The sequence below is a fragment of the Methylomonas sp. 2BW1-5-20 genome (assembly GCF_052474515.1).
This window is the reverse complement of record NZ_CP184127.1, coordinates 2,283,278-2,308,608: the sequence shown is the minus strand read 5'-3', so window position 1 is coordinate 2,308,608 and position 25,331 is coordinate 2,283,278. Positions and strand designations below refer to the sequence as shown.

Here is a 25,331-nt window from a genome sequence, read left to right as displayed (position 1 = left end):
GCCTAGTTTTCAAACACATCCACGCCTTTCGGCGCTTTGAAATTAAACAAGGCCTCGTCCAGTTTGGGATTGAGCTGGATGTTGGAAAAATAAATCCGGGTGAGTTGGCCGAAATTATCGCTCAACTCCATGCCGCCCAATTGGTTGCCGTTCAGGCCGATCAAGATGTATTTAAAACCGCTTTCTTCGTTTTTGGGCGACAGTTTTACCCAGTTCATCCCGTCGTCCTCCTTACCTTGTTCCTTTAGGATAAACTTTTCCTCGATATCCACTTCGCCGGTCAACAATAAGGCTGGGGTCGAGCCAAGCGAATCATCGAGTTGCTTGACCGTCACCTGTTCCAAGTCGGCATCGTAAAACCAGACTTTTCCGGCATTCGACACAATCTCTTGCACAAACGGTCTTTGGTAATTCCAGCGAAATTTACCCGGCCGGCTTAAATAAAATTTGCCGAAGCTGTTTTGCGCCGGCCGGCCGCTTTTATCGAAACTGATTTGTTTGAAATCAGCCGCCAAGGAGGCACTGCTGGCTAAAAAGCTTTTCAATCGAGTAATCGGGGTATCTTCAGCCCGTGCCGGGCTGGCAATGGCAATCAGGAAAACCAGGGTGGAAATTATCTTCAGTAGCATAGTTAAAAGGGGTTCAAGTTATTAAGCCAGCTTTCGCCGGATTCCGGGCTTGCGCCGCAGTCGGCGAATTGGCTGGGCGCCGAGCCTTCCACGAAAGGCATTAATTTGGCGCCGGGGCAGCCTTCTTGGCTGAGCAGGCCGCTGGCCTGATCTATCCAGGTCATTTGTATATTATCCGGCGGCACCAGCGTGACCGGTTTTTTCGACACTTGGCGCATTAGCTCGGACCAGATTTGCAAGGCACCAGTTCCGCCGGTCAGGCCCGTTGGTTTGTTATCGTCGCGGCCGACCCATACGACCGATAGAAAATCGCCGCTAAAGCCGGCAAACCAGCTGTCGCGCAATTGATTGGTGGTGCCGGTTTTGCCAACTAGGGCCATGTTTTGCGGCATGTAATTGTAGGCGGAATGACCGGTGCCGGCGTACATCACTTCCTGCAAAATCGTATTGGTGATAAAGGTGGCGGCGGGATCCACGGCTTGTCTTACCGTAAACGGATAACTTTGCAGCGCTTTGCCGTCGGCGGCATTCACCGCACGGATCGAACGCAACGGGGTGGCGTAACCGTCGCCGGCCAAGGTTTGATAAAGCTGAGTCACTTCCAGCGGCGTCAGCGGTTGCGCACCCAGCAGGAAGGACGGAAACAAATCCACCGGCCGGCTGACGCCCATGTTTTTTAAAGTATTGGCGACTTTGGCCAAGCCGATGTCCATGCCGATCCGCACTGTGGCCATATTGTAGGAATGGGCCAGTGCGCTATGTAGCGGCACGATGCCGTGTTCCTGATTGTCGTAATTGTCCGGCGACCAGGTTTTGCCTTTTTCGGCCGGAATTTCCAGGCGGGTGTCGCTGATCGGTGTGGCTATAGTGTAGCGATCGGAATATTCCAGCGCGGTAAGGTACACAACCGGCTTGATCAGGGAGCCGATAGGCCTTACCGCATCCAGGGCGCGGTTGAAACCGATGTCGTCGGCCTGACGGCCGGCGGTTAGCGCGACGATCTCGCCGCTGTCGCGGCGCGTGACGATGGCAGCGGTTTCCAGGTCGTTGCTTTTCGGGCTTTTCTCCAGCTGTTTCAGTTTGCTGGCGATGGCCTGCTCCAGAGTGTCCTGTATGTGCGTATCCAGAGTGGTGACGATACGCAAGCCTTCGGAGGTCAGGTCTTCTTCTTTATATTCCTGCTTAAGTTGCCGTTTCACCAGATCTATAAAGCCGGGATAGCGATTGGCTGAGCGATGAATGACCGTTGCCACGCCAAGCGGCTGTTTTTTTGCTTCATTGGCTTGCTGTTCGTCGATGTAGCCTTCGTTGTGCATCGCATCCAGCACGATGTTGCGGCGCTCCAGCGTATGTTCGGGATTGCGGCGCGGGTCGTATTCCGAGGGCCCGCGTACCAATGCCACCAGGGTGGCGACTTGATGCAGATTTAGTGTTTTCAGCGATTGGCCGAAGTAAAATTCGCTAGCCAGGCCAAAGCCGTGTACCGCGCTACCGCCGTCTTGACCCAGGAAAATCTCGTTCAAATACGCTTCCAGAATTTCGTCCTTGCTGAAACGGTATTCCAGAATCAGCGACATTAAGGCTTCCTTGAGCTTACGGCGCAGGGTGCGTTTGGGGTTCAGGAAAAAATTCTTCACTAACTGCTGGGTGATGGTGCTGCCGCCCTGCACCATGCCGCCGGCTTTTAGGTTCGACCACATGGCCCGGACGATGCCTTTGGGCGAAATGCCGAAATGGTTGTAGAAATCTTTATCCTCGGTAGACAGCAGGCCTTGTACCAGCGTCGGCGGCGCCTCGTCCAATTTGATCAGAATGCGGTCTTCCTTGCGAGTCGGATAAAAACTGCCGATCTGCACGGGATCCATTCGGACAATGGCCAGGCTTTCGTCAGTCGTGGCGTCGTTCAGGCTGGCAATGCCGCCAGCGCCGAAGCGTACGCTGATTTTTCGGCTTTCCTGGGGCGTGTCGCCGAAATTGAAGGCGCGGGTACGGATGTTAATCTGGCCGCTTTTCACGACATACGAACCTTCGCCGGCCAACTGCGGGTCTTGCCGGTAATGTAATTCCAGCAGCAGGTCTTCCAAGTTTTTACTCGATATTTCGTAGCCGGCATACAATTCCACCGGGCTGGCGTAAACCCGGGCCGGGATAGACCAACGTTTGCCTTCGAATTGCTCGCGTACCGTATAATCAAGGTAACTGACGTATGCCGCGAGCACGAATCCCGCGATCAATATCACCGAGATCAGGCTGCGTTTCAGCCAGGATGCTTTAGGTTTCGATCTACTGCGTCTAGCGGTCGATTTGCTGCTTCTGGGTCTTCTGGCCATTAAGTTTGTATGTGATGCTCACGCTGCCGGCGTTAATCGGCACGTGTTTGAATAGGATGGAAATCGCGCCTGCCGGTTCGGCGGATTCGTAGAGGCAGATATTATCTAATAAAATTGTAACTTCCGTACATATTGCTGGACCGATCGAAAAGGAGCGGGGCATGAATAGGGTGAAGGCGATTCCGGAATGGCCGATGTGGCTATTGCCGGTGATCATGCGGCTAAGTCTGGTGTTGTTGATAGGCATCGGGACGGCAACGCACGCCCGTGGCGACCATCTTGATAATACAGCGGATATTCAAGCGTTTGTCCGCGATGGTTGTGAACATTGCGAAAAAGCCGAACAGTTTTTGGCCGATCTGCAACGCAATCAGCCCGAATTACGGATTGTCATCAGCAACGTCAGTCAAGATCAGGAAGCGATTGAACGTTTGCGGAGGCTTTTCGAGATTGGGAAGGCGGGGCCGGTGCGGTTACCGGCGATCGTCGTGCGGGGCGAGTTGATCGTGGGATATGCGGATGAAGATACCAGCGGAGCCTTAATCCGCAACGCGTTACGTGCGGGTGCGGCCGAAAGTAAAACGCAAGGCGGCGAACAAGCGGGCAGTTGCGAATTGGATGCAGGTTTGTCGTGCGAAGCCCCTATCAGCCGGCAAACCGCTGTCCCGGCGGAACAATTTACCGTGACCTTACTGGGCCGGCGCATCGGTCTTGAAGATGTCGGATTGCCTGCCTTTACGTTGGCGATGGGTTTGCTGGACGGTTTCAATCCTTGCTCGATGTGGGTGTTGATTCTGATGATATCCATGTTGGCGCCGATGCATAATCGGCCCAGAATGTTGGCGGTGGCCGGGATTTTCGTCGCGGTGGAAGGGCTGGCTTATTTTGTGTTCATGGCCGCCTGGTTGAATCTGTTCTTGTTGATCGGTTTGTCGCGGGCATCGGAGTTAGCGATTGCGGTGATCGCTATTGTGGCCGGCGTCATCAACCTGAAAGATTTTTGGGCATTTGGCGCGGGGATATCCTTGTCGATTCCCGCCTCCGCCAAACCCGGTATCTACAATCGAATGCGACGGATACTGTTGGCCGAGAATCTGGCCGGCGCCATGCTGGGCGCGGTGGTATTGGCCGCGCTGGTGCAGATTGTCGAATTGCTTTGCACTTCAGGTTTCCCTGCCTTGTATACCCGCATACTGACGTTACGGCAAATGCAAGGCTTGGATTATTACGGCTATTTATTGCTGTACAATCTGGCTTATATGTTGGATGACCTGATAGTGCTGGGGATAGGTGTGGTTACCTTAAGTCAGCGCCGTCTGCAGGAAAAGGAAGGTCGCAGGTTGAAATTACTGAGCGGATTGGTGATTCTGGGATTGGGTATATATTTGTTTTTGCGGGGTTTTGTACAGTAAGCGTTTCATATGCTCACTGGTCTTAGAGCCTAACCGATAAAGGAGAGTTCGTGGTTGATAACAAGCGCAGGCACCCGCGCCTTAAGCATCGTGCCAAAATCAGACTGACAGGAGCGGCGTTCTCCGAGGCTGTGGTTGTGGATATGCGGGATTTTTCGGAAACAGGTCTGTTTTTAATCTGCGCCAACGAGTTAATGCCGCCGGTAGGTACGCTCGTGGAAGTGCAAACCACCGAATTCGACGACGCGCCGATACAAACGGCCGTGGTGGTCAGAGTTGAGCCGGGTGTGGGTTTCGGCCTGGAGTTTGCGCCGCGCTGATCAGGCGGTAAGGTCGATGAGGCGGCCGTTACGGCTGGGCTCTTTTTGCAAATTTAATAATTCGGCGCGGGCCTTGTTAGCCATTGCCGCCGCTTTGGCGGCAATGCTTTGATCGGGGCTCGACGGATTGGTCGGCGCCAGTGCCGCGCGGCGGATGATTTCGGCTTTACGCAAGGTGGCTTCAGGATCCCCGGCAACCTCGGAAACATCGATTCCAACTTCACCGCCGCTGGCGTAGCGTTGGCCATCCGGTCCCGTGACATAACTGAATTGCGCACCGCTGACGGCAAGATTGCCGGCGGCGCTTAAATGGGCCTGCTCATGGTTGCGTACTTCCCGATCACGCGCTTTTAGGTTGTCGACTTGGCGTTGTTGCTCTTCGGTGAGTTGAATGCCGCCGGCCTGTGCGGGATTGGCGGTCTTAACCGAGCTCTTATCGCCGGGCGCGGCGCCGGATTGGCTGTGAAAGCTGTAGAGTGCGGGAAGATTGGAAGAGGCGGCGACAAGCATGCTCGCTCCGATGTTCTGTTAACTGCTTCACAGAATATACCCGTCGACGACAAAAACTCAAGCGGCGTTTAAGCGTTGCAACGCCCAGATAATGTGCTCGCGCACCATCTCCGCATCCTCGTTCAATCTGCTAGTCAGTGCGGCTTTAGCTGCATCCGTCGGTTTGCCGTTGCCCAAGGCGACGGCGATATTGCGCAGCCAGCGTAAATGACCGATGCGGCGAATCGCCGAGCCTTCGGTTTTTTGCAGAAATTCGGCTTCGGTCCATTGAAACAATTCGATTAAGGTTGCCTGATCCAAACGATGTCGGGGTTTGAAATCGCTTTCCGCGCTGAGTTTGGCGAAGCGGTTCCATGGGCAAACCAGCTGACAATCGTCGCAACCGTAGATGCGGTTACCCAGCAAGGGCCGCAACTCCACCGGAATGCTGCCGTGTAGTTCGATGGTTAAATACGATACGCAACGGCGGGCATCGACCTGATAAGGGCCGACGATGGCTTGCGTCGGGCAAATGTCCAAACAAGCCTGGCAGTGCCCGCAATGATTGCCGGCCGGCTGATCGCTGGGTAAAACCAGGTCGGTATAAATTTCGCCGAGAAAAAACCAGGAGCCGGCGCGGCGATTGATCAAATTGCTGTGTTTGCCTATCCAGCCCAGTCCGGCTTTCTCGGCGATGGCTTTTTCCAGTACCGGCGCGCTGTCGACAAACGCCCGATAGCCGAACGGGCCTATCGCTTCCGCGATTTTGTCGGCCAGCTTTTGCAATCTATTGCGCAGCAGCTTGTGGTAATCGCGGCCCAAGGCGTAGCGGGAGACAAATGCGGCGGCCGGATCGTCCAATAGCTGTTGGCTGGCAACTGGCGATTCCGGCAAATAATCCATCCGCGCCGAGATAATGCTGCGCGTGCCTTCCTGCAATAAAGCCGGCCGGCTGCGTTTCAAGCCGTGCGCGGCCATGTATTGCATCTCGCCGTTAAAGCCCTTATCCAGCCAGTCATGCAGATGCCGTTCGGCGGTATTTAAATCCGTGTCGCTGATGCCGATCTGCTGAAAACCCAATTCCTCGCCCCATAGTTTGATGCGTTGGACAAGCTGTATCGGATCTTCGGCTTGGGACAGAGGAATATTCAATTTAATGAAACCTTGGGCTTATAAACAACTGACAGGCCGAGTCAATTCGGCTCTACATTCCAACATTAGAAGAGGCGATCCGTTAAAAAGTCTACCAAAACGTTTTTGACAACCAGGCACTCGTTCTTCCCGGTTATTTATCTTCCTTCTTATCAAATACCCCGCTAAAACTAAAGCCGATGTCGATTTTGCCGATTTCTTCGATCACTTTTTGACTCAATTCATTCACCGGCTTATCGGAAAACACTGTGTAGCGCATCAGGTTTTCCGTATAGGTTTGTTTGTCTTTGTATTGGCTGTAAAACGCGAACATCAACGCCGCAATGCCGGTCACCGTGGTTTGCACGATAGCCGATTTATACCATTCGCGCTCGCCCAGCCGGTCTTTCATCAACACCCCTAGCGACGGCCACAGAAACACCGCCACCGCCGAAACCAGCGAGAGCCAGAAAAACACTTTATTTAAAATCGCATAGCTTCTGGCTTTGGCATACAGATCGTAAATCAACACCAACTTGCGCTCTTCGTCTACTGTTGTAGGTTTAACTTCGCCTGCCGGGCCAGTTTTACACACGGCGGTTTTGGCGTAATCCATCAGCAATTTTGCACTGGTTTGGTTGGGATTGAGGATATTGATGACATCCTTGTCGCAGGATTCCGACGCGCATCCGCTCAGTGCAATCAGTGTCGCGGTGATCAACAGAAACTGACGCATGGTTTTGCTCCGTATCGATTTAGTGCGGTAATTGTGACACAGCTGATTTGATAGATCGTGGGAGAAATTGCACAAGGGGGACTTGGATTTCTGGTGATTTGTCGAGATTGTGTCTCGAAACCTCCTATAATCCGTCCGCTCGCGTAAATTTGGATATGCTTTTCTAGCTGCTCAATTTCAGTTAGACGGGGTTTCATTAGGACACCATCCAATCCAACAACGTGTTGAGATCTATTTTTGATCAACAAAAACGCGCCCCTTCTATAGGCCTCGAAATTATTGAGGATAAACATGTTTCATGATAGATATAAGGCACTAACTAATTCCTTTTAGGGCCTCATTTTGGCTACTGCAACAGCGCTTTCTATTTTCGTAGAAACCCTCAAAGTGTTACCTGGGGCATTATTGTTCCCGTTCTCCATTTATTTTGCTTGGAAAAAAGTAGGGCAAAGCGTTGGTGATCTTGCCCTGATCTATCGGACACTCGGCTAAGAGAGTAATCTCTAACCCCGAGGAAAATCATGAAAGCCCAAAACGAATCAAAGATCCCCGTTGTCCGCAACAAATATACCGCGCAGTTTAAAGAACAAGCCCTGGAGCGTGCCGACAAGGATGGCATCCCAAAGGCGGCCAAAGATTTAGGGCTCGCCGAATCGATGCTGTACAACTGGCGAGCCAAGCGTCGCCAAACAGGACAGCCCTTCGAAGATCAAAAGCTACAGCAGGCCGAAATGGCGCGGCTTAAACGAGAAAACACCCGCCTGGAAGAGGAAGTCGCCTTTTTAAAAAAGGCGGCAGCGTACTTTGCCAAACAGCCCAAGTGAAGTACGCCATGATCAAAGCTAATGAAGATCAATTCCCTGTGGGACTCATGTGCCGCCTGTTAACGGTCTCACGGAGTGGCTACTACGACTGGAAGTGCAGGCCACTTTCCGATAGAGGCGAAGCGAATAAATGGCTAGCCAATGAGATTAAACGTATTTTTGAGGATGAGAAAGGCCGTCCTGGTTCACCCAGAATTACACAGCGACTACAAGACGAAGGAAAATCAGCAGGCCGACACCGGGTAGCCAGGATCATGCGAAGCCATGGCTGGAGAGCGAAGGCGGCTAAGAAATACAAAGCCACAACGAACAGCAACCACTCGTTACCGGTCGCCCCGAATCGGTTGGAACAAAACTTCACGGCAGACGGCCCCGATCAAAAATGGGTATCGGATATCACCTATATTTGGACGGAAGAAGGTTGGCTGTATTTAGCGGTGGTACTTGAGCTTTATTCACGTCGAGTGATCGGTTGGGCCATTTCCGAACGGATGACGGCAACGTTGGTTTGTGATGCCCTGATCATGGCGTTATGGCGTCACCGAATGCCTAAAGGCGTCATTGTCCATTCGGATCGAGGCAGCCAGTATTGCTCTGCCGCCTACCAGAAGCTTTTCACCAAACACCAATTGATTTGCAGCATGAGCAAGAAAGGCGATTGCTATGACAACGCCGCCATGGAAAGCTGGAACCACAGTTTTAAAGTCGAGGCGATTCATGGTGAACGGTTTTTAACCCGATCAGCCGCCAAGTACCAAGTGTTTGAATATATCGAAGTGTATTACAATCGAAAAAGGCTTCACTCCAAATTAGGCTATATCAGCCCGGAAAATTTTGAAGCTAAAAAAGTCGCTTAGTTGAGTGTCCGTCAAATCCGGGCAAGATCATCGCTTATGCACCCTACGACTGCGGACAATCATATGGTGGCAAACGAACAGTTAGAGTTCATTGAAGTTGCGTCACCAAGAGACAGCTTTTGGCTGACAGGCACCGGAGCAAACCATTTAACCAATCTCTGTAAAATCTGCGGAAAAAACCTATCGAATCCCCAAGGCCAAGCCATGCAAATACCCCCAATCAAACTCTACTGCACCGCCCAAATCCGCGAAGCCGAACGATATGCGATCGACGAGTTAGGAATTCCCGGCCGGGAATTGATGCGCCGGGCTGGTTACGCGCTATTCGAGCAGTTAGGACAGCGCTGGCCGGAACAACAGGCAATCACAGTGTTTTGCGGCGCCGGCAATAACGGCGGCGATGGTTACGATGTTGCGACGCGGGCCTTACAAGCCGATTATCAGGTAACCGTTTATGCCTTGACCGATCCGCAAGGTTTACCGGGTGATGCTCTGAGTGCCTATCAAGATTTTTTACAGGCTGGTGGCAGTGTCAGCGACTTCGAAGCCGGACAATCCAAACTGCAAGGGGTCATAGTCGATGCCTTGTTCGGTATCGGCTTGAGTCGTGATGTAGGCGAAGCTTTTGCGTTAGCCATTGCGGCTATCAATGCTTCGAGCTGTCCGGTGGTTGCCGTTGATGTGCCGTCCGGTTTACATGCCTACACCGGCTCGGTATTGGGTTGCGCGGTCAAGGCCGATGTGACGGTGACCTTCATCGGTTTGAAGTGCGGCTTGTTTACCGGCGAGGCTCCCGAGTATTGCGGCGAGATTATTTGCAACACCTTGGATATCGATGCGGCAGTGTTGGCGGCGATGCCGCCGTTCGCGCTGTTGCTGGATAAACTCGATTTGCCGCGCCGCGCGCGGGTTGCTCACAAAGGCCATTTCGGTCACGTATTGTTGATCGGCGGCAACTTGGGTTATACCGGGGCGATACGCTTGGCCGGCGAGGCGGCCTTGCGTTCCGGCGCCGGCTTAGTTAGCATCGCCACCCGCGCCGCGCATAGCGGGCTGATCAACATCGGCCGGCCGGAGCTGATGTGCCACGGCGTGGAATGCGGCGAAAGCTTGCAAGCCTTGCTGCGCAAAGCCAGCGTGGCGGTGATCGGGCCGGGACTGGGACAGGACGATTGGGCCAGGGAAATGTTTAGCACGGTAATGGCTAGCGATAAGCGCTGCGTGCTCGATGCCGATGCGTTGAATTTGCTGGCGGAGCAGCCGACGCGGCGCGAAAACTGGGTTTTAACGCCGCATCCGGGCGAAGCAGCGCGCTTGCTGGACTGCAATACCCGGCACATCTCGGCAGACCGTTTTGCGGCGTTGGCGGATTTGCACAATCAATACGGCGGCACTTGTTTGTTGAAAGGCGCCGGTACTTTGATTACCGGTGGCGAAACCGTGTATGTCGGCACCACCGGCAACCCCGGCATGGCTAGCGGGGGTATGGGCGATGTGTTGTCCGGCCTGATCGGCGGTTTGCTGGCACAAGGTTTGAGTTTGGAGCAGGCGACCCGGTTGAGTGTCTATGTGCATGGCGAAGCGGCCGACAGTCTGGCGGCGGAATTTGGCGAGCGCGGCTTATTGGCCGGCGATTTGTCGGAACGAATTAGGAAATTATTGAATTAATGAACATCACGCTGGAAACTCCCGAAGACACCGAAGCGCTGGGTGCCGCGCTCTGGCAGGCACTGCCGGAAAAATGTCTGCTGTTTTTGTACGGTGAATTGGGTGCCGGCAAGACCACGCTGGTGCGCGGCTTGTTGCGCGCCGCCGGTCATCAAGGCGCGGTAAAAAGCCCAACCTACACCTTGGTTGAAGAATACGAAATCGACGGCCGGCGCTTGTTTCATTTCGATTTATATCGGCTCAAGGACCCGGAAGAGCTGGAATGGATGGGGATGGACGATTATCTGAATCAAGATGCTTTATGCTGCATCGAATGGCCGCAAATGGGTGAGGGATTTCTGCCGGCGGCCGATCTGGAAGTAAGGTTGAATTATTTTCAACAACAACGTTCGGCTGAAATCAATATGTTAGCTAAAAACGCCGGGCTTGGCATAAAACTAAACTGGAAAAACAAAGACCTACTGCTATAATCTCAACAATATTGTCACTAGCGGTCGAGTGGGTCATGCAGCAAATTTATCGAATTTTCTGGATATGGGGCATGTTATTGCCTTCGTTCTCGGTGTTTGCGGCCCAGACCGAGCTGGGTGCCGTAAGCTATTCTGCGTCGAATCAGGTGGCGTTTAATCTGCCGGGCGCGGTGCGGCATAAGGCATTCGTATTAAAAAATCCTAGCCGTTTGGTGGTCGATTTTATCGATGCCAAAATGTCGCAAGCGATTGCACAACCGTCCGCCGATCACCCGCTGTTCGGTTTCGCCCGGAGCGCGGTGCGCAATACCGGCGATTTGCGTGTGGTGGTGGAGTTAAAAGCCGAAGCCGATGCCAAAGTGGCGCTGGTGGGTAAATCCCTGCAAATCGATTTGGCGACCAAGTCGGCGCAGCCTGAACCGGTAGTGCTTGTCAAACCTGAAAAAGCGGCAGTGGTGGCTGCGGCGGCCATGCCGGAAAAGCCCTCCGCCCCCGCCAAAAAACAGGAAGCCGTTCTCAAACCCTCTGTGCTTAAAGCCGCGGGCAAAGCCAAGGGCCGCCATATTGTCGTGGCGATCGACGCCGGCCACGGTGGTAAGGATGTCGGAGCGCAGGGTGCGAACGGCACACAGGAAAAAGACGTGGTATTTGCGATTGCCAAGAGTCTGCAAGGTATGGTCAACAGCCAGCCGGGCATGAAGGCGGTGATGATTCGCGACGGCGATTATTTTGTGAAATTAAACGAACGCCGCCGTATTGCCCGGGCCGCGAAAGCCGATTTGTTCGTGTCCATCCACGCCGATGCGTTTAGCGACAGCCAAGCGCACGGCGCATCCGTCTATACCTTGGCCAGCAACGGCGCGTCCAGTGCCGGCGCCGGGTGGTTGGCTGCCAGCGAAAACGCGGTGGATGGCGGCGCTGCGGAGGACAGGGACGATACCTTGACCTCGGTGTTGATGGACTTATCCAATAAAGCGGCGAAAGAAGCCAGCCAGAACGTCGGCAACAAGGTTTTAAGAAGCGTGAAAAGCGTCGGCCATCTGCATAGAAGCGCAGTGCAAAAAGCCGGGTTTGTGGTGTTGAAGTCCGCAGAAATTCCGTCGATTCTGGTGGAAACCGCGTTTATCTCCAATCCGGAAGAAGAGCGTCGCTTAAACACCAAGGCTTATCAAAACAAAATGGCGTCGGCGGTGTTTAGTGGGATAGTCGGTCATTTTAAACAATACGCGCCGGCAGATACGATGATGGCGCAGCTAAATCGTTCCGGCAAATCCAAAGCCGTGCAACTGGCTAGTGCCGATATAGAAGACAGTGCGCCGGCTGTTGTTAAGTCGAAAGTCGAGCAAAAACCGGTCCTGGCGGTTAGAGAAGCGGATGCGAGTCCGACCTTGGTGGCTAGCAACGCGGCAACCCAGCATGTGATCAATCGCGGTGAAACTTTATCTGGTATCGCCCAGCAATATGGGATAAGCATGCGGGCTTTGCGGATGGCGAATGCGATGAACGACGGCAATGTACGCGTCGGCCAGGTATTGCAGATTCCGCGAGACAGCTAATCAGGCTGAAGCACACAATATTTCTTCTTCCGCGTACATGCAGGGCGTAGAGGAAAGGGGGAAGCTGGCAAAACAGGGTACCGATCAATTCTTATCTACCCAATCCTCCCGGCAACTACCCCCTGCGTTGCGCTACCTGCTGCATCAGTGCAGTCGTCCATCAAGGGAGCAATTTCTCGGTGATTTGGAGAGTTTTGTAATTCGCTGAATCATTTCGCCCCGTTTCATTTTCATCCGCTAAAATACGCGCTTTTTCCCGAGCACAGCCCATGCGGATTCACGCTTTACCTACTCAATTAGTCAATCAAATCGCTGCCGGCGAGGTGGTGGAGCGCCCGGCGTCGGTGGTGAAAGAGCTGGTGGAAAATTGTTTCGATGCCGGCGCCACCCAGATTCAAATCGACGTCGAGCAGGGTGGGGCGCGGCAAATCAGAATTCGCGATAACGGCTGCGGCATCGTCAAAGACGACTTGGCTTTGGCCTTATCCCGGCATGCTACCAGCAAGATTGCTTCCTTGGACGATTTGGAGCATGTGGTCAGCATGGGTTTTCGCGGCGAGGCCTTGCCTAGCATCAGTTCGGTGGCCCGTTTGACCTTGATTTCCCGCGCCGCCGATGCCCAATGCGCCTGGCAAGTTAGCGCCGACGGCACCGAGCAAAACTTCGATCCGCAACCGGATCCGCATCCGCCCGGCACCACCGTCGATGTGCGCGATCTGTTTTACAACACGCCGGCCCGCCGCAAGTTCTTAAAAGCCGAGAAGACCGAGTTTGCCCATATCGAGAGCCTGATCCAAAAGTTGGCGCTGGCGCGTTTCGATGTGGGCTTTGTGTTGAATCACAATCAGCGCGAAGTACTGAATCTCAAGCCCGCCGCAACGCAGGCCGCGAAGGAAAAACGCATCGCCGCGATTTGTGGCTCGGCGTTTGTCGAGAACAGCGTGAACATCGATTTTGCGGCGTCCGGTTTGCATCTACACGGCTGGGTCGGCTTGCCGACTTTTTCCCGCAGCCAGCAGGATATGCAGTTTTTCTACGTCAATGGCCGCTTGATCAAGGACAGGCTTGTCGCCCATGCGGTGAAGCAGGCTTATCAGGACGTACTATATCATGGCCGGCATCCGGTGTTTGTGTTGTTCCTGGAACTCGATCCGGCCTTGGTTGATGTGAATGCTCACCCAACCAAACTTGAAGTGCGGTTTAGGGAAGGGCGGATGGTGCATGACTTTCTATTTCAGGCTTTGCATCGCAGCTTGGCCGATCAGAGACCCGGCGGGGCGCAAGTGGCACAGCAGATCGAAACTGCCTCCGATTTTTCGGAAACACAAACTTCGGTAACACCACTACTAACGCCGTTGAATCAACAAACTTCCCTGCCGCTGGCCTTGCCTGAGACGGGTTTGGATAGCATGCAACAGCGAACCGCGCCGGAGGCCTTCGGCGCTTATCGCTATCAGCCCGAGCGAACGAATTTGTCCGACGTGGCTGAGCAAATCAAGGCTTACGGCAAACTTTATCCGCAAACTGACCGGTCAAATCCGATACAGGCACCGACCGACTCGGCGATGCCGCCCTTGGGTTTTGCCTTGGCGCATATTCACAATATTTACATCCTGGCCGAAACCGCCAACGGCATCATTTTGATCGATGCCCACGCGGCCCATGAACGGGTGACGTATGAGCGTTTGAAACAGCATTATCACAATCGGGCCATTGTCTCCCAGCCCCTGCTGCTGCCTATCAAGTTACAAGTCACCGCCGCCGAGGCCGACTTGGCCGAGCAAGAGCATGAATTTTTTACGGGTTTGGGTTTTGAAATAAACCGCTCCGGCCCGGAAACCGTCGTGCTGAGAGCCACGCCGGCCTTGCTGGCAAAAGCCGATGTCGATCAGTTGGTGCGCGATATTCTGGCCGATCTGGTCACCCACGGCGTCAGTCATAAAGCCCAGGAAAGTATTAACGCGATTTTAGCGACCATGGCTTGTCATAGCTCGGTGCGCGCCAAGCGCAAACTCAGCATCGAGGAAATGAACGCGTTGTTGCGTGATATGGAGCAGACCGAGCGCATCGGTCAATGCAACCATGGCCGACCGACCTGGGTGGCGCTGAGCCATCAGGATTTGGACCGGTTTTTCATGCGCGGTCAATAAATGACTGAAATACACAAACCCTCGGCCATCCTGTTGATGGGGCCGACCGCATCCGGCAAGACCGCGCTCGGTGTGGCGATGGCTCAAGCCTTGAACGCCGAGATTATCAGTGTCGATTCGGCCTTGGTTTACAAAGGCATGGATATCGGCACCGCCAAACCCTCGCTAGCCGAACGCGCGGGCGTACCGCATCACTTAATCGACATTCTCGATCCCCGCGAGGCGTTTTCCACCGGCCAATTCCGCAACCGCGCTTTGGAATTGATGGCGGATATTACGGCGCGCGGCAAGCTGCCCTTGCTGGTCGGCGGCACCATGCTGTACTTCAGTGCCGTGACGCAGGGCTTGGCGCAATTGCCGGAAGCCGATACGAAAATCCGGCAACGGCTGGATGATGAATTGCAGCAAATGGGTAAGGATGTTTTGCATGCCCGCCTGGCGCAAGTCGATCCGCAAGCGGCGGCGCGGATTCATGTGAACGATCCGCAACGGATTCAACGGGCCTTGGAAGTTTATGAAATCAGTGGCCGGCCCTTATCCAGCTTTTTTGATGCGGATCAGCAGGCCGAGCAGCCTTACCGGTTTATCAAACTCATTGTCGCGCCTGAACATCGTAAAACCTTGCACGACAAGATTGCCGAGCGTTTCGATCAGATGTTGGCGCAAGGCTTTCTGGAAGAGGTTCAGGCTTTATGGCAACGCGGCGATTTGGATGAAAGCATGCCGTCGATCCGCTGCGTCGGTTACCGGCAAGCCTGGTCCTATCTGAGCGGCGAATATGATTTCGAGACGATGCGGGACAAGGCCATCATCGCCACCCGGCAACTTGCCAAACGTCAGTTTACCTGGTTGCGCAAGGAGCAGGATGCGCATCATCTGATCACTGGTTCTGAAGGCTTGTTTGAGCAAGCTTTGGCATGCTGCCGTAACCATGAATAAAACCGAACAACGTCAGATCGCCTACGCGGCCCGCAACGCTCAGGCCGATAAGGATGAAGTCAGTGTCGAAATCTGTCGTAGTGTTGTTGCACAGCCTTGGTATCAAGCCGCGCGAACGGTGATGTGGTATCTGCATTGCCGTTCCGAAGTGCGCACCCTGTCAGCGGTGGTCGCCGAGCTGGATAGCGATAAACGCATCGTTGTGCCTTATTGCTCGGTCGATGCCGAGGGTCAAAAACAACTGGGTTTGTGGCATTTAGAAACGCTCGATGAATTACAACCTGGCATGTGGAATATTCTGGAACCGCCGCGCGAGCGTTGGCTGGAGCAGGGTAAACAGGTTTGCGCGGATGAGCTGGATGTGATCGTGGTGCCAGGTGTGGCGTTTGACGAGCAAGGCGGGCGCTTGGGTAACGGCGCGGGCTATTACGACCGCTTGTTGCGAAAAGTGCGGCCCGACACGGTGTTGGCAGCGGTGTGCTACGAAGCGCAATTGCTGCCGCGGGTCGCGATGGATACGCATGATGTATACATGGATTTTGTTATTACCGAAGGGGCGATTTACCCTGGAAAGGGCCGCGCTTGACTATGAACCCCACGGCGTTGAAACGGCAAATTCCAAGTTCGCCGGCCTTTGTGCTTAATGAAGAGCAAGTGCTCGCCAATCTACAACCCTTGTTGGCCTTACGTCAGGCAACGGGTTGCAAGATTTTATATTCGATGAAAGCGCTACCCTTGGCGTCTTTGCTGGAACTGTTGTCTGGGAGAGTGGACGGCATTTCGGTCAGTTCCCTGTTCGAAGCGCGGCTGGCGAACGAAGTTTTGGGGGCAGAAAGCGGTAGCATCCATTTAACCTCTCCCGGCATACGTTCCGACGAATTCCACGAGCTGGGCCAGCTTTGCAGCCATATCAGTTTCAATTCGCTGTCTCAATTTCAACGGTTGCATACGTTAGCCGACGGCTATTCGAAAGGCTTGCGGGTCAATCCCAAGCTGTCGTTTGCCAACGACCAACGCTATGACCCGTGCCGGCCGCATTCCAAACTGGGTGTGGATATAGCGCTATTGCAAAACGGAGTGCCTGACGGTATCGAAGGGCTGCATTTTCATACTGTGTTCGCTTGCCTGGATTTCGCGCCGTTGCAGCAAACCCTGGAAAAACTGCTGCCGATTTTGAAATGCAGTCAACTTAAATGGATGAATCTGGGCGGCGGATATTTGTATCACGGCATTGCCAATCAGGGGCAGATCACAGAATTGATCAAACGGCTCGGAGTTGAGTTCGGCGTCGAGGTGTATTTGGAGCCTGGCAAGGCCGTGATGGGTAACGCCGGTTATTTGCTGACCACCGTGCTGGATCGATTTGTCAGTGATGGCAAGGAGGTATTGATATTGGATACCTCGGTCAATCATCATCCGGAAGTGTTCGAATATCAGCGCAAACCGCGCTTGTTGGAGGAAGATGAGGCAGGCGAGCGTACGGCAATTTTAGCGGGATCGACCTGCCTGGCCGGCGATTTGTTTGGTGAATATCGATTCGAGCAAATTCCGGAAGTGGGCGACAAACTGGTATTCGCCGATGTCGGCGCGTATTCCTTGATCAAGGCCAACCGCTTTAACGGCTACAACTTGCCGGATGTTTATGGTTTAAAACAGGGTCAAGTAAACTTGTTAAAACGCTATGAGTTTGATGATTATCGCCGGCAATGGGTAAACGGCGGCGACAAGCTTTGATGAAACCGGTTGTTCGTCTAAGGGTGCCCGTGCGGCGGCGCTTGGTATTGGTCCAGGCCGGCCATTAAGGCTTCCATCTTTTGAATGCTGGCATCGCAGCCTTCGATGCTGGCTTGTACCTTGGCTTTAAAGCGCAAGCCCATGTGTTCGCCGTCGCTTTCGCGTTCGGCATATTCGTTCAGCAAATGGCAAGCATCGTGCATCGCTTGTTCGGTGTTTTCGAATATGTCGTTGTCCGGCAATTGATCGGCTTCGTTCAGCATCATCAGCCGGCTCAGCACGGCATTCTGGTGGCGAAACACCGATTCGGCGTAGTCGGCAAAGCTATCGTGCTGGCTATTGGCCGGTACGCTGGCGCAACCGCTTAAGCCGCAGCCCAATATTGTAAACAGTGTCAGAAACTTCAAACGCGGTAAAACCATCGGCATCTTGTTTAAGCCTTTTGTGCAGTAAATATGCAATATTCGGTCAGTTTTTCGGTAAATAACCGGTGCTGTGCCAGACCGACCAAATAGTTGGCGGTTTGTGCCTTGGAACGCAATCCCAGCCAGTGGCTGATAGTTTGTACCGGTTTCAGGCGTTTGGCTACTTTGTACATATGTTCGACCGAGGCCTGGGTTTGCGCGGTGATGTCGTGGCAAACGATGGCTTGAAAACCTTGTTGTTCCAACAAACCGCTGAATTCGTCGCGCGCGCACAGATTCGGCACGGCCCAACCGTTCAAGCAAGTGACGACAGCCTGCCATTGCTGTTCGTTAAATTGCCGCTGCAATACAAAGCCGTCGCAGACCACAACCCGCCCGCCTGGCCGCAATACCCGCCAAGCTTCGCGTAAAAACTCGCCTTTATGCAATGCATGGCATGAGCTTTCCAAAGCCCAGACTACATCAAACGATGCATCAGGAAATGGCGTGGCACAAAAGTCAGCGACTTCGAAATCGACCAATTCCGCAACGCCGTGGCGTTTGGCGTGTTGCCGTGCATAGTCGGCTTGTTTGGTGCTGATGGTGATGCCGGTTACCCGGTTGCCATGCTGTTTTGCCATCCAGATCGTGCTGCCGCCGATACCACAGCCGGCGTCCAACACTTTATCGCCGGCTTGAATGCCGGCCTTTTTATAAAGAACCTGATTTTTGTTCAGCAGGGCTTGGTGTTGGTCGTAAGGCTTGCCTTCGTCCCAATAACCGTAATGCAAGGCCAGATTGTCGCGGTTGCACCAGGCTACCAGGTAGTCGTTGTAACAATCATCGTAGTGCTTAGCTGCATCGGCTTGCAGTTCGGTACTGGATAGTTCGGCGTTATCGCGCAGGCTTTGGTCGCGGTAATCTTGATTGGGTTCTAGGGTGTACATTGTAGCGGGAATCGAGGAAGGGGACGGCTGAGCGTAAGGCAAGGTAAACGGCCGGATTAGTTAGATTGGCGGCCATTATAATTCAGATCGGCGACTTGCTTCATGTTAGCCGAGAGATTATTGAATTGCGTGTGATTGATTTCCAGCAAAGAAAATATCTGTTTTATCGGTAATGCCTTGATTTGCGCCGGTTCCATACCGAAGCGAATCTTAAATAGGCTTCGCTGTTTGCCGACCGGTAGTGCCGCCATAATTTCGCTTAAGCGCTGATCGATCAATTGCCTAGCCAAGGTCAGCTCCGGACTCAGGTTTTCGTCTTTCGCTCGGAACGTCGGTTGAGTAGGCGCGGGTGCCGGCTGATTTGCCGTGGTCGCGCGCTGGCGCATCTCTTGCAAACGCGAGCTTTTGCCCGGATTAACCAACAGTGAATCCGCTGGACGGCTGGGTGATTTAGCCATGATGTTTGTTGTGGGTCGAATGGGCTGGATCGTGAATCAAATTGCGTATCACCACCGAGGCGCAAACCCCGCCGAATGCCGCCGGCAAATAGGAAATCGTGCCGTAAGCCGATTTCTTATAATTGCTGCCGTCGGTAAACATCAACGAATCCTTGTTGACTACTTCGGGCGAAAACACCACCTTCACGCCGCGGCTGATGCCGTGTTTGCGCAACCGTGTGCGAATGAATTGCGCGAACGGGCAGTTATAGGTTTTGGAAATATCCACCACTTTTAAATGGGTCGGATCCATCTTGCCGCCAGCGCCCATCGAACTGACGATTTTCATGTTGCGGGCCTTGGCCGCGCGGATTAACGTGATTTTCGGCGTGAGGCTGTCGATGGCGTCGACTACATAGTCATAATGCTGGCTCAATAGCTCGTCGGCGGTGTCGGGTGTGATGAATTCGTGTTTGATGGTCAGTTTTAAATCCGGATTGATAGCCAATAAGCGTTCGCCCATGATGTCAGCCTTGGACTGGCCGTGCGTCGTGGATAGTGCCGGCAGCTGTCGGTTACGGTTGCTGGGATCGACCACATCGCCATCGACGATGGTCATTTCGCCGACGCCGGCCCGGCAAATAAATTCGGCCGCAAACGAGCCCACACCGCCCATTCCGACCACCAGCACATGAGATTGCTGCAGTTTGTCGAGTTTCGGCTTGCCGATCAATAGTTCGGTACGGGAGAGCCAGCTTAAATCAGTCATTCAGAAATACTCGTTTGAAATTGCTTAGGCTTTGTTGGCGCAAGGTCGCGATGTCTAGGCCGAGCATTTTAGCCGCAGTGGCGTATATTGCGTCAATGGATACCTTCGCGGCGTCGGTTTCCAGAAACAAGCGATCAATTGGCGTGCCCCGCAAGGCTTCCGCGGCATGACTGCGAGGATGCAGCAAGGCGGCGCCAAACGACAGATAAAAGCCGTGTCCTATTAATTGCCCAGCCAATGTGGGGTTGCCGTTAAAGCCGTGAATGATCCAGGGTGTCTCGGCGTTTGGCGTGGATTTTTTAATTTGGATGAGTTCGTTAAAAGCGCGTACGCAATGGATGATCAGCGGTTTGCCAAGTTGTTTGGCGAGATCGATTTGGCTGGTAAATGCTGCGGTTTGCAGCGGCAAAGGCGCAGCAATTGCTTTATCCAGTCCGCATTCGCCGATTGCCAGTAATTTGGGGTCCTGGCTTGCGGCACTAATTTTCATTAAAGCGGTTTGCGTGTCTTCTCGGTCGAGATACCAGGGGTGCAGGCCCAAACTATAAAAACCCTTTTGCGCTGCCACGAGGTCGATATCCTGAGTGCCGATACTGATTATTTCAAGGGTCTGATTTGCACGGGTTTGGTGGCAATGGATGTCGATATAGGCATCGGCTAAGCTAAGCGCCTCTGGATCTGATTCAATTTTCATTGATTTGCCACCTGTTGCCCGATAAAAATTAACACCCTTAAAAAACCGTTATCGCACGGTATAATGCCATTTTATTTTCTTCAGCAGAAAAACAATGGCGCAATATATTTTCTCGATGAACCGGGTCGGCAAGATCGTACCGCCCAAAAAGCATATTCTTAAGGACATTTCTCTATCGTTTTTTCCAGGCGCGAAAATCGGCGTGCTGGGTTTAAACGGTTCCGGTAAATCCACGCTGCTGCGCATCATGGCCGGCATCGACAAGGAAATTGAAGGCGAGGCGATTCCGCTGAAAGGTACCAAGATCGGGTATTTGCCGCAGGAGCCGCAACTTGATCCAAACAAAACCGTGCGCGGTAATATCGAAGAAGCGGTTGCGGAAATTAAAGATGTGCTGGTCAGATTGGATGCGGTCTATGCCGCTTATGCCGATGCAGACGCCGATTTCGATGCGCTCGCTGCCGAACAGGCCAAGCTGGAAGACATTATCAACGCTTGCGACGGTCACAACCTGGATCGTACGTTGGAAGTCGCCGCCGATGCCTTGCGTCTGCCGGATTGGGATGCCGACGTCACTAAGTTATCCGGAGGCGAAAAACGCCGCGTGGCGCTGTGCCGTTTGTTGCTGTCCAAGCCCGACATGCTGTTGCTGGACGAACCTACCAACCACTTGGATGCCGAATCGGTGGCCTGGCTGGAGCGCTTCCTGCACGATTATCCCGGTACTGTGGTGGCGGTCACCCATGATCGCTACTTCCTCGACAACGTCGCCGGCTGGATTTTGGAGCTGGACCGGGGGATGGGCATTCCTTGGGAAGGCAATTATTCGTCCTGGCTAGAGCAGAAGGAAAAACGCCTGGAGTTGGAGGAGAAGCAAGAGTCTTCTCGGCAAAAAGCCATGAAAGCCGAGTTGGAGTGGGTGCGCTCAAACCAAAAAGGCCGTCATGCCAAGAGCAAGGCGCGTCTGGCGCGTTTTGAAGAATTGTCGTCGGTCGAAACGCAAAAACGTAACGAGACCCAGGAAATTTATATTCCACCCGGTCCGCGTCTGGGCGATGTGGTCATCGAAGTTGATAACATCAATAAAGGTTTCGGCGACAGATTGTTGATCAATAACCTCAGTTTCAAACTGCCGCCGGGCGGCATTGTCGGTATTATTGGACCTAACGGTGCCGGTAAAACCACGCTGTTTCGGATGATGGCCGGCTTTGAAAAACCGGATTCTGGCGACATCAAATTTGGCCAAACCGTGCAGATGGCTTATGTGGACCAACTACGCGACGACATGGACAACAATAAAACAGTTTGGGAAGAAATTTCCGACGGCCTGGATATGATTACAGTCGGCAAATACGAAACGCCATCGCGGGCTTATATCGGTCGCTTTAATTTTAAGGGTGGGGATCAGCAAAAGCGTATCGGCGAATTATCCGGCGGCGAACGAAATCGCGTGCATTTGGCCAAGCTGTTGAAAAGCGGCGGCAACGTGCTGCTGCTCGACGAACCGACCAACGATTTGGACGTGGAAACTTTGCGGGCCTTGGAAGAGGCTTTGTTGGCGTTCCCTGGTTGCGCGGTAGTGATCTCGCATGATCGCTGGTTCCTGGACCGTATCGCCACGCATATGCTGGCATTCGAAGGCGATAGCGAAGTGGTCTGGTTCGAAGGCAACTATGCCGATTACGAAGCCGATAGGCATCGCCGCTTGGGAATCGATGCCGATAACCCGCATCGTCTCAAATATAAAAAAATCGGCTAAGCTGAACTTAAGCGGCCGTTGTTATTTTCGCAACGGCCCTGCGAATAAAGATCGGATTGAACTTGAAATAGCGCAGGCCAGTCCCAAACTCATTAAAAGTTTTTTATTGATCCGCATCCCGCGTGTTGAAATTGGCGGGGGTAGCGGGTAATGTATTAATAGCGCACCGAAAAATAATAAGGAGAAATAGGATGTCGAAAGCACAAAACTTGCAGGACAACTTTTTGAATGCCCTCAGAAAAGAGCACACGCCTGTGTCGATTTTTTTGGTTAACGGTATCAAACTGCAAGGCCGCGTCGATTCTTTCGACCAATACGTGGTGATGCTGAAAAACACCGTGAATCAAATGGTTTACAAGCACGCCATATCCACCATCGTTCCCGGGAAAAATGTCACGATGCACCGTGAGCCCGACGTTAGCGATGAAAGCTAAGAGGTTTATTTTTGTTTGAACGTCCCGATGCGGGTGAACGAGCCATTCTCGTTCACCTCAATTTGCAAGTTGGTCAAGAAGACCTCGACGAGCTGAAAGAATTAACCAAATCCGCAGGCGCCCAACCCACGCACGTAGTAACTGGTAGCCGTCATCGGCCCGATCCGAAATATTTCGTTGGTACCGGCAAGGTTGAAGAAATCCGGTCGGCGATCATCCAGCACGAAGCCAATATCGTTATTGTCAATCATCCGCTAACCCCCAGCCAAGAGCGCAATCTGGAAAAAGCGTTGGAAGTCAGGGTGGTGGATCGCAATGGCCTGATTCTGGATATTTTTGCGCAGCGGGCGCAAACCTTCGAAGGTAAATTGCAGGTGGAACTGGCGCAGCTCAAGCATTTGTCTACTCGCTTGATTCGCGGCTGGACGCACTTGGAACGGCAAAAGGGCGGTATCGGTTTGCGCGGACCTGGCGAAACGCAGCTGGAGACTGACAGACGTCTGTTAGCGGTACGCATCAAACAGATTCAACAGCGCTTGGGGAAGGTTGAAAAGCAGCGTCATCAAGGCAGAAGTAAACGTAAAAAGGCCGAAATTCCCACCGTGTCCTTAGTTGGCTATACCAATGCCGGTAAGTCGACGTTGTTTAATACTTTAACCGGTGCCGGTATTTATGCGGCCGATCAATTGTTTGCCACTTTAGATCCTACCTTGCGGCAATTGTCGCTCAGTAATGGCGGGGAGATCATTCTGGCGGATACCGTCGGTTTTATCCGGCATTTGCCGCATGAATTAGTGGCGGCTTTTCGTTCGACTTTGCAGGAAGCCAGCGAAGCGGATCTGCTGTTGCACGTAATCGATGCCGCCGCCGAAGATCGTGAAGATACGATTTATCAAGTTAATCAGGTCTTAAACGATATCGATGCCGCTAAAATTCCGCAGCTGATGGTTTTCAACAAAATCGATTTGCTCGAGGATGTTGCTCCGCATATTGACTACGATGCCGACGGCAAACCCGCCAGTGTCTGGATTTCCGCGCAAAACGGGGTAGGCTGTGATTTGTTGCAGCAAGCCTTGTCTGAATTATTTGCTAGCAGCAAGGTAATTCGGAAATGCTTTTTACCTGCCGGACAGGTTGGTTTAAAGGCTAAATTATTTAATTTTGTGAAAATAATCAATGAAGTAAATAACGACAGCGGCGATTGCGAATTGACGATAGAAATCGACAGAAAGCATTTGGGGTTGTTGAAGGATATCGAGCTAGACGAACCGGTTTAATCGGGTAGTGGCCGTGCCAATCACCCAGTTATTTGCTCGGAAATGGCTAATTTACGATAGAATGGCCGCCTTTGCGGATAGACAAGTCTATGGCTCGAATCTTCGAGCGGGTAGTTTTCTGCAAGATGCAGTTTTTAGAGTTTTCAAATCCAATTATTGGAGTGTTTGGTATGTCTTGGAATGAGCCCGGTGGTGATAAAAAAGACCCCTGGAGTGGTCGTAATGAGAAGAATGATCCACCCGATTTGGACGAGGTAATTCGTTCTTTACAGGACAAGCTGGGCGGTATCTTCGGTGGCGGCTCCAAAGGCGGTTCCAGTAACGGGCCTTCTATGAAAGGTGTCGGTTTATTGGCTGCCGGTGCTGTAATTCTTTGGGGGTTGAGCGGATTTTATACGGTCGACGAAGGTACTCGCGGCGTAGTGACTCGTTTCGGCGCATACGTGAATACCACGCAACCCGGTTTGAACTGGCATATGCCGGCGCCGGTAGAGCAAGTGTTGGTCATTAACGTCGAGCAACAACGGTTTATCGAAGTCGGGTATCGTTCCGGCGGCGGGCAGGGTATGGGTTCCGTGCCTAAGGAAGCCATGATGCTGACTAAGGACGAAAACATTGTCGACGTGCGTTTGGCTGTCCAATACCAAGTCAAGGATGCCAAGGACTATGCTTTTAACGTACTCGATCCCGCCTCAACGTTGAAACAAGTCACTGAAAGCGTACAGCGCGGAGTAATCGGCCGCAGCGACATGGATTTTGTGCTAACCGAAGGCCGTAGCGACATCGTGTTGGCTGTCAAATCCGAAATTCAGTCGGTAATGGATGCATACAAAACCGGTATCTTAATCACCAGCGTCAACTTGCAAGACGCTCAACCGCCGGAACAAGTGCAAGGTTCATTCGAGGATGCGATCAAAGCCAGAGAAGACAAACAACGCTTGATTAACGAAGCGGAAGCCTATTCCAACGATGTGGTACCCAAGGCACGCGGTGCTGCGTCGCGTATCGTACAAGAATCAGAAGGTTACAAAGAAAAAGTCATTGCCCGTGCTAACGGCGATGTCAGTCGATTCTCGCAATTGTTGACCGAATACAGAAAAGCCCCCGCGGTAACCAAGCAGCGCATGTACATCGAAGCGATGGAATTGGTGTTGGGCCGTTCCAACAATGTATTGGTTGATGTGAAAGGCGGTAATAACATTATGTATCTGCCACTGGAGAAACTTACGAACAAAGTGGCCGAAGAATCGTCGCCTGCGCCGGTAGTCAGTCATGAACCGGTTTCTTTGCCGTCGCCGCCCGTGAAAGAAATTAAAACCGATACGCGCGCGTCAAGCCGCGAACGCGATGTGAGAGGACGCTAAG

At 52.9% G+C, this 25,331-nt stretch carries 24 protein-coding genes; 14 read left to right on the top strand and 10 right to left on the bottom strand.

Annotation, left to right across the window (positions count from 1 at the left end; all coding sequences use genetic code 11):
* Positions 1-2: 2 nt before the first annotated feature.
* Both lolA and mrcB read right to left on the bottom strand, forming a co-directional pair.
* Positions 3-629: an outer membrane lipoprotein chaperone LolA gene (gene lolA / locus ACH50O_RS10435; protein WP_446811950.1), complete on the bottom strand. Its 627-nt coding sequence runs from the start codon at positions 627-629 to the stop codon at positions 3-5.
* A gap of 2 nt (positions 630-631) precedes the next feature.
* The gene (gene mrcB / locus ACH50O_RS10430; RefSeq protein ID WP_446811949.1) at positions 632-2,959 is read right to left on the bottom strand and encodes a penicillin-binding protein 1B; all 2,328 of its coding nucleotides are present in this window, start codon (positions 2,957-2,959) and stop codon (positions 632-634) included.
* A gap of 161 nt (positions 2,960-3,120) precedes the next feature.
* Here mrcB and ACH50O_RS10425 point away from each other — a divergent pair, with 161 nt between their 5' ends.
* Positions 3,121-4,371 carry a glutaredoxin family protein gene (locus ACH50O_RS10425; RefSeq protein ID WP_446811948.1) on the top strand — a complete coding sequence of 417 codons (1,251 nt, stop codon included), beginning with the start codon at positions 3,121-3,123 and terminating at the stop codon, positions 4,369-4,371.
* 50 nt (positions 4,372-4,421) lie between these two features.
* On the top strand, positions 4,422-4,691 hold the full coding sequence (locus ACH50O_RS10420; RefSeq protein WP_446811947.1) for a PilZ domain-containing protein: 270 nt from the start codon (positions 4,422-4,424) through the stop codon (positions 4,689-4,691).
* Here the strand turns inward: ACH50O_RS10420 and ACH50O_RS10415 are convergent, their stop codons facing one another.
* The 3 genes from ACH50O_RS10415 to ACH50O_RS10405 all read right to left on the bottom strand — a co-directional run bounded on the left by ACH50O_RS10415 (position 4,692) and on the right by ACH50O_RS10405 (position 7,047).
* Entirely contained in the window at positions 4,692-5,201 is a 510-nt protein-coding gene (locus ACH50O_RS10415; RefSeq protein WP_446811946.1) for a putative metalloprotease CJM1_0395 family protein, read from the bottom strand.
* A gap of 57 nt (positions 5,202-5,258) precedes the next feature.
* Positions 5,259-6,326 carry a tRNA epoxyqueuosine(34) reductase QueG gene (gene queG / locus ACH50O_RS10410; RefSeq protein WP_446812136.1) on the bottom strand — a complete coding sequence of 356 codons (1,068 nt, stop codon included), beginning with the start codon at positions 6,324-6,326 and terminating at the stop codon, positions 5,259-5,261.
* A gap of 139 nt (positions 6,327-6,465) precedes the next feature.
* Complete coding sequence (locus ACH50O_RS10405; RefSeq protein WP_446811945.1) at positions 6,466-7,047, bottom strand: hypothetical protein; 582 nt, start codon at positions 7,045-7,047, stop codon at positions 6,466-6,468.
* Positions 7,048-7,568: 521 nt separating this feature from the next.
* On the opposite strand from ACH50O_RS10405, the gene ACH50O_RS10400 reads away from it, so the two are divergent.
* From ACH50O_RS10400 to ACH50O_RS10365, 8 genes are all read left to right on the top strand, one after another.
* Positions 7,569-8,728, top strand: a protein-coding gene (locus ACH50O_RS10400; protein ID WP_446807918.1) for an IS3 family transposase whose coding sequence is annotated in 2 segments (ribosomal slippage) — positions 7,569-7,842 and positions 7,842-8,728 — 1,161 coding nt in all. Because the reading frame shifts where the segments join, the coding sequence is not laid out codon by codon here.
* A 204-nt stretch (positions 8,729-8,932) separates the two neighbouring features.
* Positions 8,933-10,396, top strand: a complete 1,464-nt coding sequence (locus tag ACH50O_RS10395) for an NAD(P)H-hydrate dehydratase (protein ID WP_446811944.1) — start codon at positions 8,933-8,935, stop codon at positions 10,394-10,396.
* Positions 10,396-10,866, top strand: coding sequence for a tRNA (adenosine(37)-N6)-threonylcarbamoyltransferase complex ATPase subunit type 1 TsaE (tsaE, locus tag ACH50O_RS10390; protein ID WP_446811943.1), 471 nt, complete (start codon positions 10,396-10,398; stop codon positions 10,864-10,866). Before ACH50O_RS10395 ends, tsaE begins: the two co-directional genes overlap by 1 nt.
* Before the next feature lie 35 nt (positions 10,867-10,901).
* Complete coding sequence (locus ACH50O_RS10385) at positions 10,902-12,422, top strand: N-acetylmuramoyl-L-alanine amidase (protein WP_446811942.1); 1,521 nt, start codon at positions 10,902-10,904, stop codon at positions 12,420-12,422.
* Between the two features lie 269 nt (positions 12,423-12,691).
* Entirely contained in the window at positions 12,692-14,572 is a 1,881-nt protein-coding gene (gene mutL, locus ACH50O_RS10380) for a DNA mismatch repair endonuclease MutL (protein WP_446811941.1), read from the top strand.
* The gene (gene miaA / locus ACH50O_RS10375) at positions 14,573-15,511 is read left to right on the top strand and encodes a tRNA (adenosine(37)-N6)-dimethylallyltransferase MiaA (RefSeq protein ID WP_446811940.1); all 939 of its coding nucleotides are present in this window, start codon (positions 14,573-14,575) and stop codon (positions 15,509-15,511) included.
* Positions 15,504-16,097, top strand: a complete 594-nt coding sequence (locus ACH50O_RS10370; RefSeq protein WP_446811939.1) for a 5-formyltetrahydrofolate cyclo-ligase — start codon at positions 15,504-15,506, stop codon at positions 16,095-16,097. Before miaA ends, ACH50O_RS10370 begins: the two co-directional genes overlap by 8 nt.
* Before the next feature lie 2 nt (positions 16,098-16,099).
* Complete coding sequence (locus tag ACH50O_RS10365; RefSeq protein WP_446812135.1) at positions 16,100-17,245, top strand: carboxynorspermidine decarboxylase; 1,146 nt, start codon at positions 16,100-16,102, stop codon at positions 17,243-17,245.
* Between the two features lie 17 nt (positions 17,246-17,262).
* On the opposite strand, the gene ACH50O_RS10360 is transcribed toward ACH50O_RS10365, so the two are convergent.
* Genes ACH50O_RS10360 through ACH50O_RS10340 form a run of 5 tightly spaced genes read right to left on the bottom strand, consistent with a single transcriptional unit; the run spans position 17,263 to position 20,496 of the window.
* The gene (locus ACH50O_RS10360; RefSeq protein WP_446811938.1) at positions 17,263-17,673 is read right to left on the bottom strand and encodes a hypothetical protein; all 411 of its coding nucleotides are present in this window, start codon (positions 17,671-17,673) and stop codon (positions 17,263-17,265) included.
* Positions 17,674-17,678: 5 nt separating this feature from the next.
* Positions 17,679-18,596 (bottom strand): SAM-dependent methyltransferase, encoded by a 918-nt coding sequence (locus ACH50O_RS10355; RefSeq protein ID WP_446811937.1) that lies wholly within the window; start codon positions 18,594-18,596, stop codon positions 17,679-17,681.
* A 56-nt stretch (positions 18,597-18,652) separates the two neighbouring features.
* Complete coding sequence (locus ACH50O_RS10350; protein ID WP_446811936.1) at positions 18,653-19,054, bottom strand: hypothetical protein; 402 nt, start codon at positions 19,052-19,054, stop codon at positions 18,653-18,655.
* Complete coding sequence (locus ACH50O_RS10345; protein ID WP_446811935.1) at positions 19,047-19,802, bottom strand: tRNA threonylcarbamoyladenosine dehydratase; 756 nt, start codon at positions 19,800-19,802, stop codon at positions 19,047-19,049. Before ACH50O_RS10345 ends, ACH50O_RS10350 begins: the two co-directional genes overlap by 8 nt.
* Positions 19,795-20,496: a TatD family hydrolase gene (locus ACH50O_RS10340; RefSeq protein WP_446811934.1), complete on the bottom strand. Its 702-nt coding sequence runs from the start codon at positions 20,494-20,496 to the stop codon at positions 19,795-19,797. Before ACH50O_RS10340 ends, ACH50O_RS10345 begins: the two co-directional genes overlap by 8 nt.
* A 94-nt stretch (positions 20,497-20,590) precedes the next feature.
* Between ACH50O_RS10340 and ettA the strand changes: the two genes are divergently transcribed.
* The 4 genes from ettA to hflK all read left to right on the top strand — a co-directional run bounded on the left by ettA (position 20,591) and on the right by hflK (position 25,330).
* The gene (ettA, locus tag ACH50O_RS10335; RefSeq protein ID WP_446811933.1) at positions 20,591-22,255 is read left to right on the top strand and encodes an energy-dependent translational throttle protein EttA; all 1,665 of its coding nucleotides are present in this window, start codon (positions 20,591-20,593) and stop codon (positions 22,253-22,255) included.
* A gap of 191 nt (positions 22,256-22,446) precedes the next feature.
* On the top strand, positions 22,447-22,689 hold the full coding sequence (hfq, locus tag ACH50O_RS10330) for an RNA chaperone Hfq (protein ID WP_192373921.1): 243 nt from the start codon (positions 22,447-22,449) through the stop codon (positions 22,687-22,689).
* Between the two features lie 11 nt (positions 22,690-22,700).
* A complete protein-coding gene (gene hflX, locus ACH50O_RS10325; protein ID WP_446811932.1) occupies positions 22,701-23,966 on the top strand; it encodes a ribosome rescue GTPase HflX in 1,266 nt (421 codons plus the stop codon).
* Positions 23,967-24,136: 170 nt separating this feature from the next.
* Positions 24,137-25,330, top strand: a complete 1,194-nt coding sequence (gene hflK / locus ACH50O_RS10320; protein ID WP_446811931.1) for an FtsH protease activity modulator HflK — start codon at positions 24,137-24,139, stop codon at positions 25,328-25,330.
* Position 25,331 lies beyond the last annotated feature (1 nt).

Coding starts and splice junctions, on each gene's coding strand:
- lolA (WP_446811950.1), bottom strand. CDS start 629: ATGCTACTGAAGATAATTTCCACCCTGGTTTTCCTGATTGCCATTGCC.
- mrcB (WP_446811949.1), bottom strand. CDS start 2,959: ATGGCCAGAAGACCCAGAAGCAGCAAATCGACCGCTAGACGCAGTAGA.
- ACH50O_RS10425 (WP_446811948.1), top strand. CDS start 3,121: ATGAATAGGGTGAAGGCGATTCCGGAATGGCCGATGTGGCTATTGCCG.
- ACH50O_RS10415 (WP_446811946.1), bottom strand. CDS start 5,201: ATGCTTGTCGCCGCCTCTTCCAATCTTCCCGCACTCTACAGCTTTCAC.
- ACH50O_RS10405 (WP_446811945.1), bottom strand. CDS start 7,047: ATGCGTCAGTTTCTGTTGATCACCGCGACACTGATTGCACTGAGCGGA.
- ACH50O_RS10395 (WP_446811944.1), top strand. CDS start 8,933: ATGCAAATACCCCCAATCAAACTCTACTGCACCGCCCAAATCCGCGAA.
- tsaE (WP_446811943.1), top strand. CDS start 10,396: ATGAACATCACGCTGGAAACTCCCGAAGACACCGAAGCGCTGGGTGCC.
- ACH50O_RS10385 (WP_446811942.1), top strand. CDS start 10,902: ATGCAGCAAATTTATCGAATTTTCTGGATATGGGGCATGTTATTGCCT.
- mutL (WP_446811941.1), top strand. CDS start 12,692: ATGCGGATTCACGCTTTACCTACTCAATTAGTCAATCAAATCGCTGCC.
- miaA (WP_446811940.1), top strand. CDS start 14,573: ATGACTGAAATACACAAACCCTCGGCCATCCTGTTGATGGGGCCGACC.
- ACH50O_RS10370 (WP_446811939.1), top strand. CDS start 15,504: ATGAATAAAACCGAACAACGTCAGATCGCCTACGCGGCCCGCAACGCT.
- ACH50O_RS10365 (WP_446812135.1), top strand. CDS start 16,100: ATGAACCCCACGGCGTTGAAACGGCAAATTCCAAGTTCGCCGGCCTTT.
- ACH50O_RS10360 (WP_446811938.1), bottom strand. CDS start 17,673: ATGCCGATGGTTTTACCGCGTTTGAAGTTTCTGACACTGTTTACAATA.
- ACH50O_RS10355 (WP_446811937.1), bottom strand. CDS start 18,596: ATGTACACCCTAGAACCCAATCAAGATTACCGCGACCAAAGCCTGCGC.
- ACH50O_RS10350 (WP_446811936.1), bottom strand. CDS start 19,054: ATGGCTAAATCACCCAGCCGTCCAGCGGATTCACTGTTGGTTAATCCG.
- ACH50O_RS10345 (WP_446811935.1), bottom strand. CDS start 19,802: ATGACTGATTTAAGCTGGCTCTCCCGTACCGAACTATTGATCGGCAAG.
- ACH50O_RS10340 (WP_446811934.1), bottom strand. CDS start 20,496: ATGAAAATTGAATCAGATCCAGAGGCGCTTAGCTTAGCCGATGCCTAT.
- ettA (WP_446811933.1), top strand. CDS start 20,591: ATGGCGCAATATATTTTCTCGATGAACCGGGTCGGCAAGATCGTACCG.
- hfq (WP_192373921.1), top strand. CDS start 22,447: ATGTCGAAAGCACAAAACTTGCAGGACAACTTTTTGAATGCCCTCAGA.
- hflK (WP_446811931.1), top strand. CDS start 24,137: ATGTCTTGGAATGAGCCCGGTGGTGATAAAAAAGACCCCTGGAGTGGT.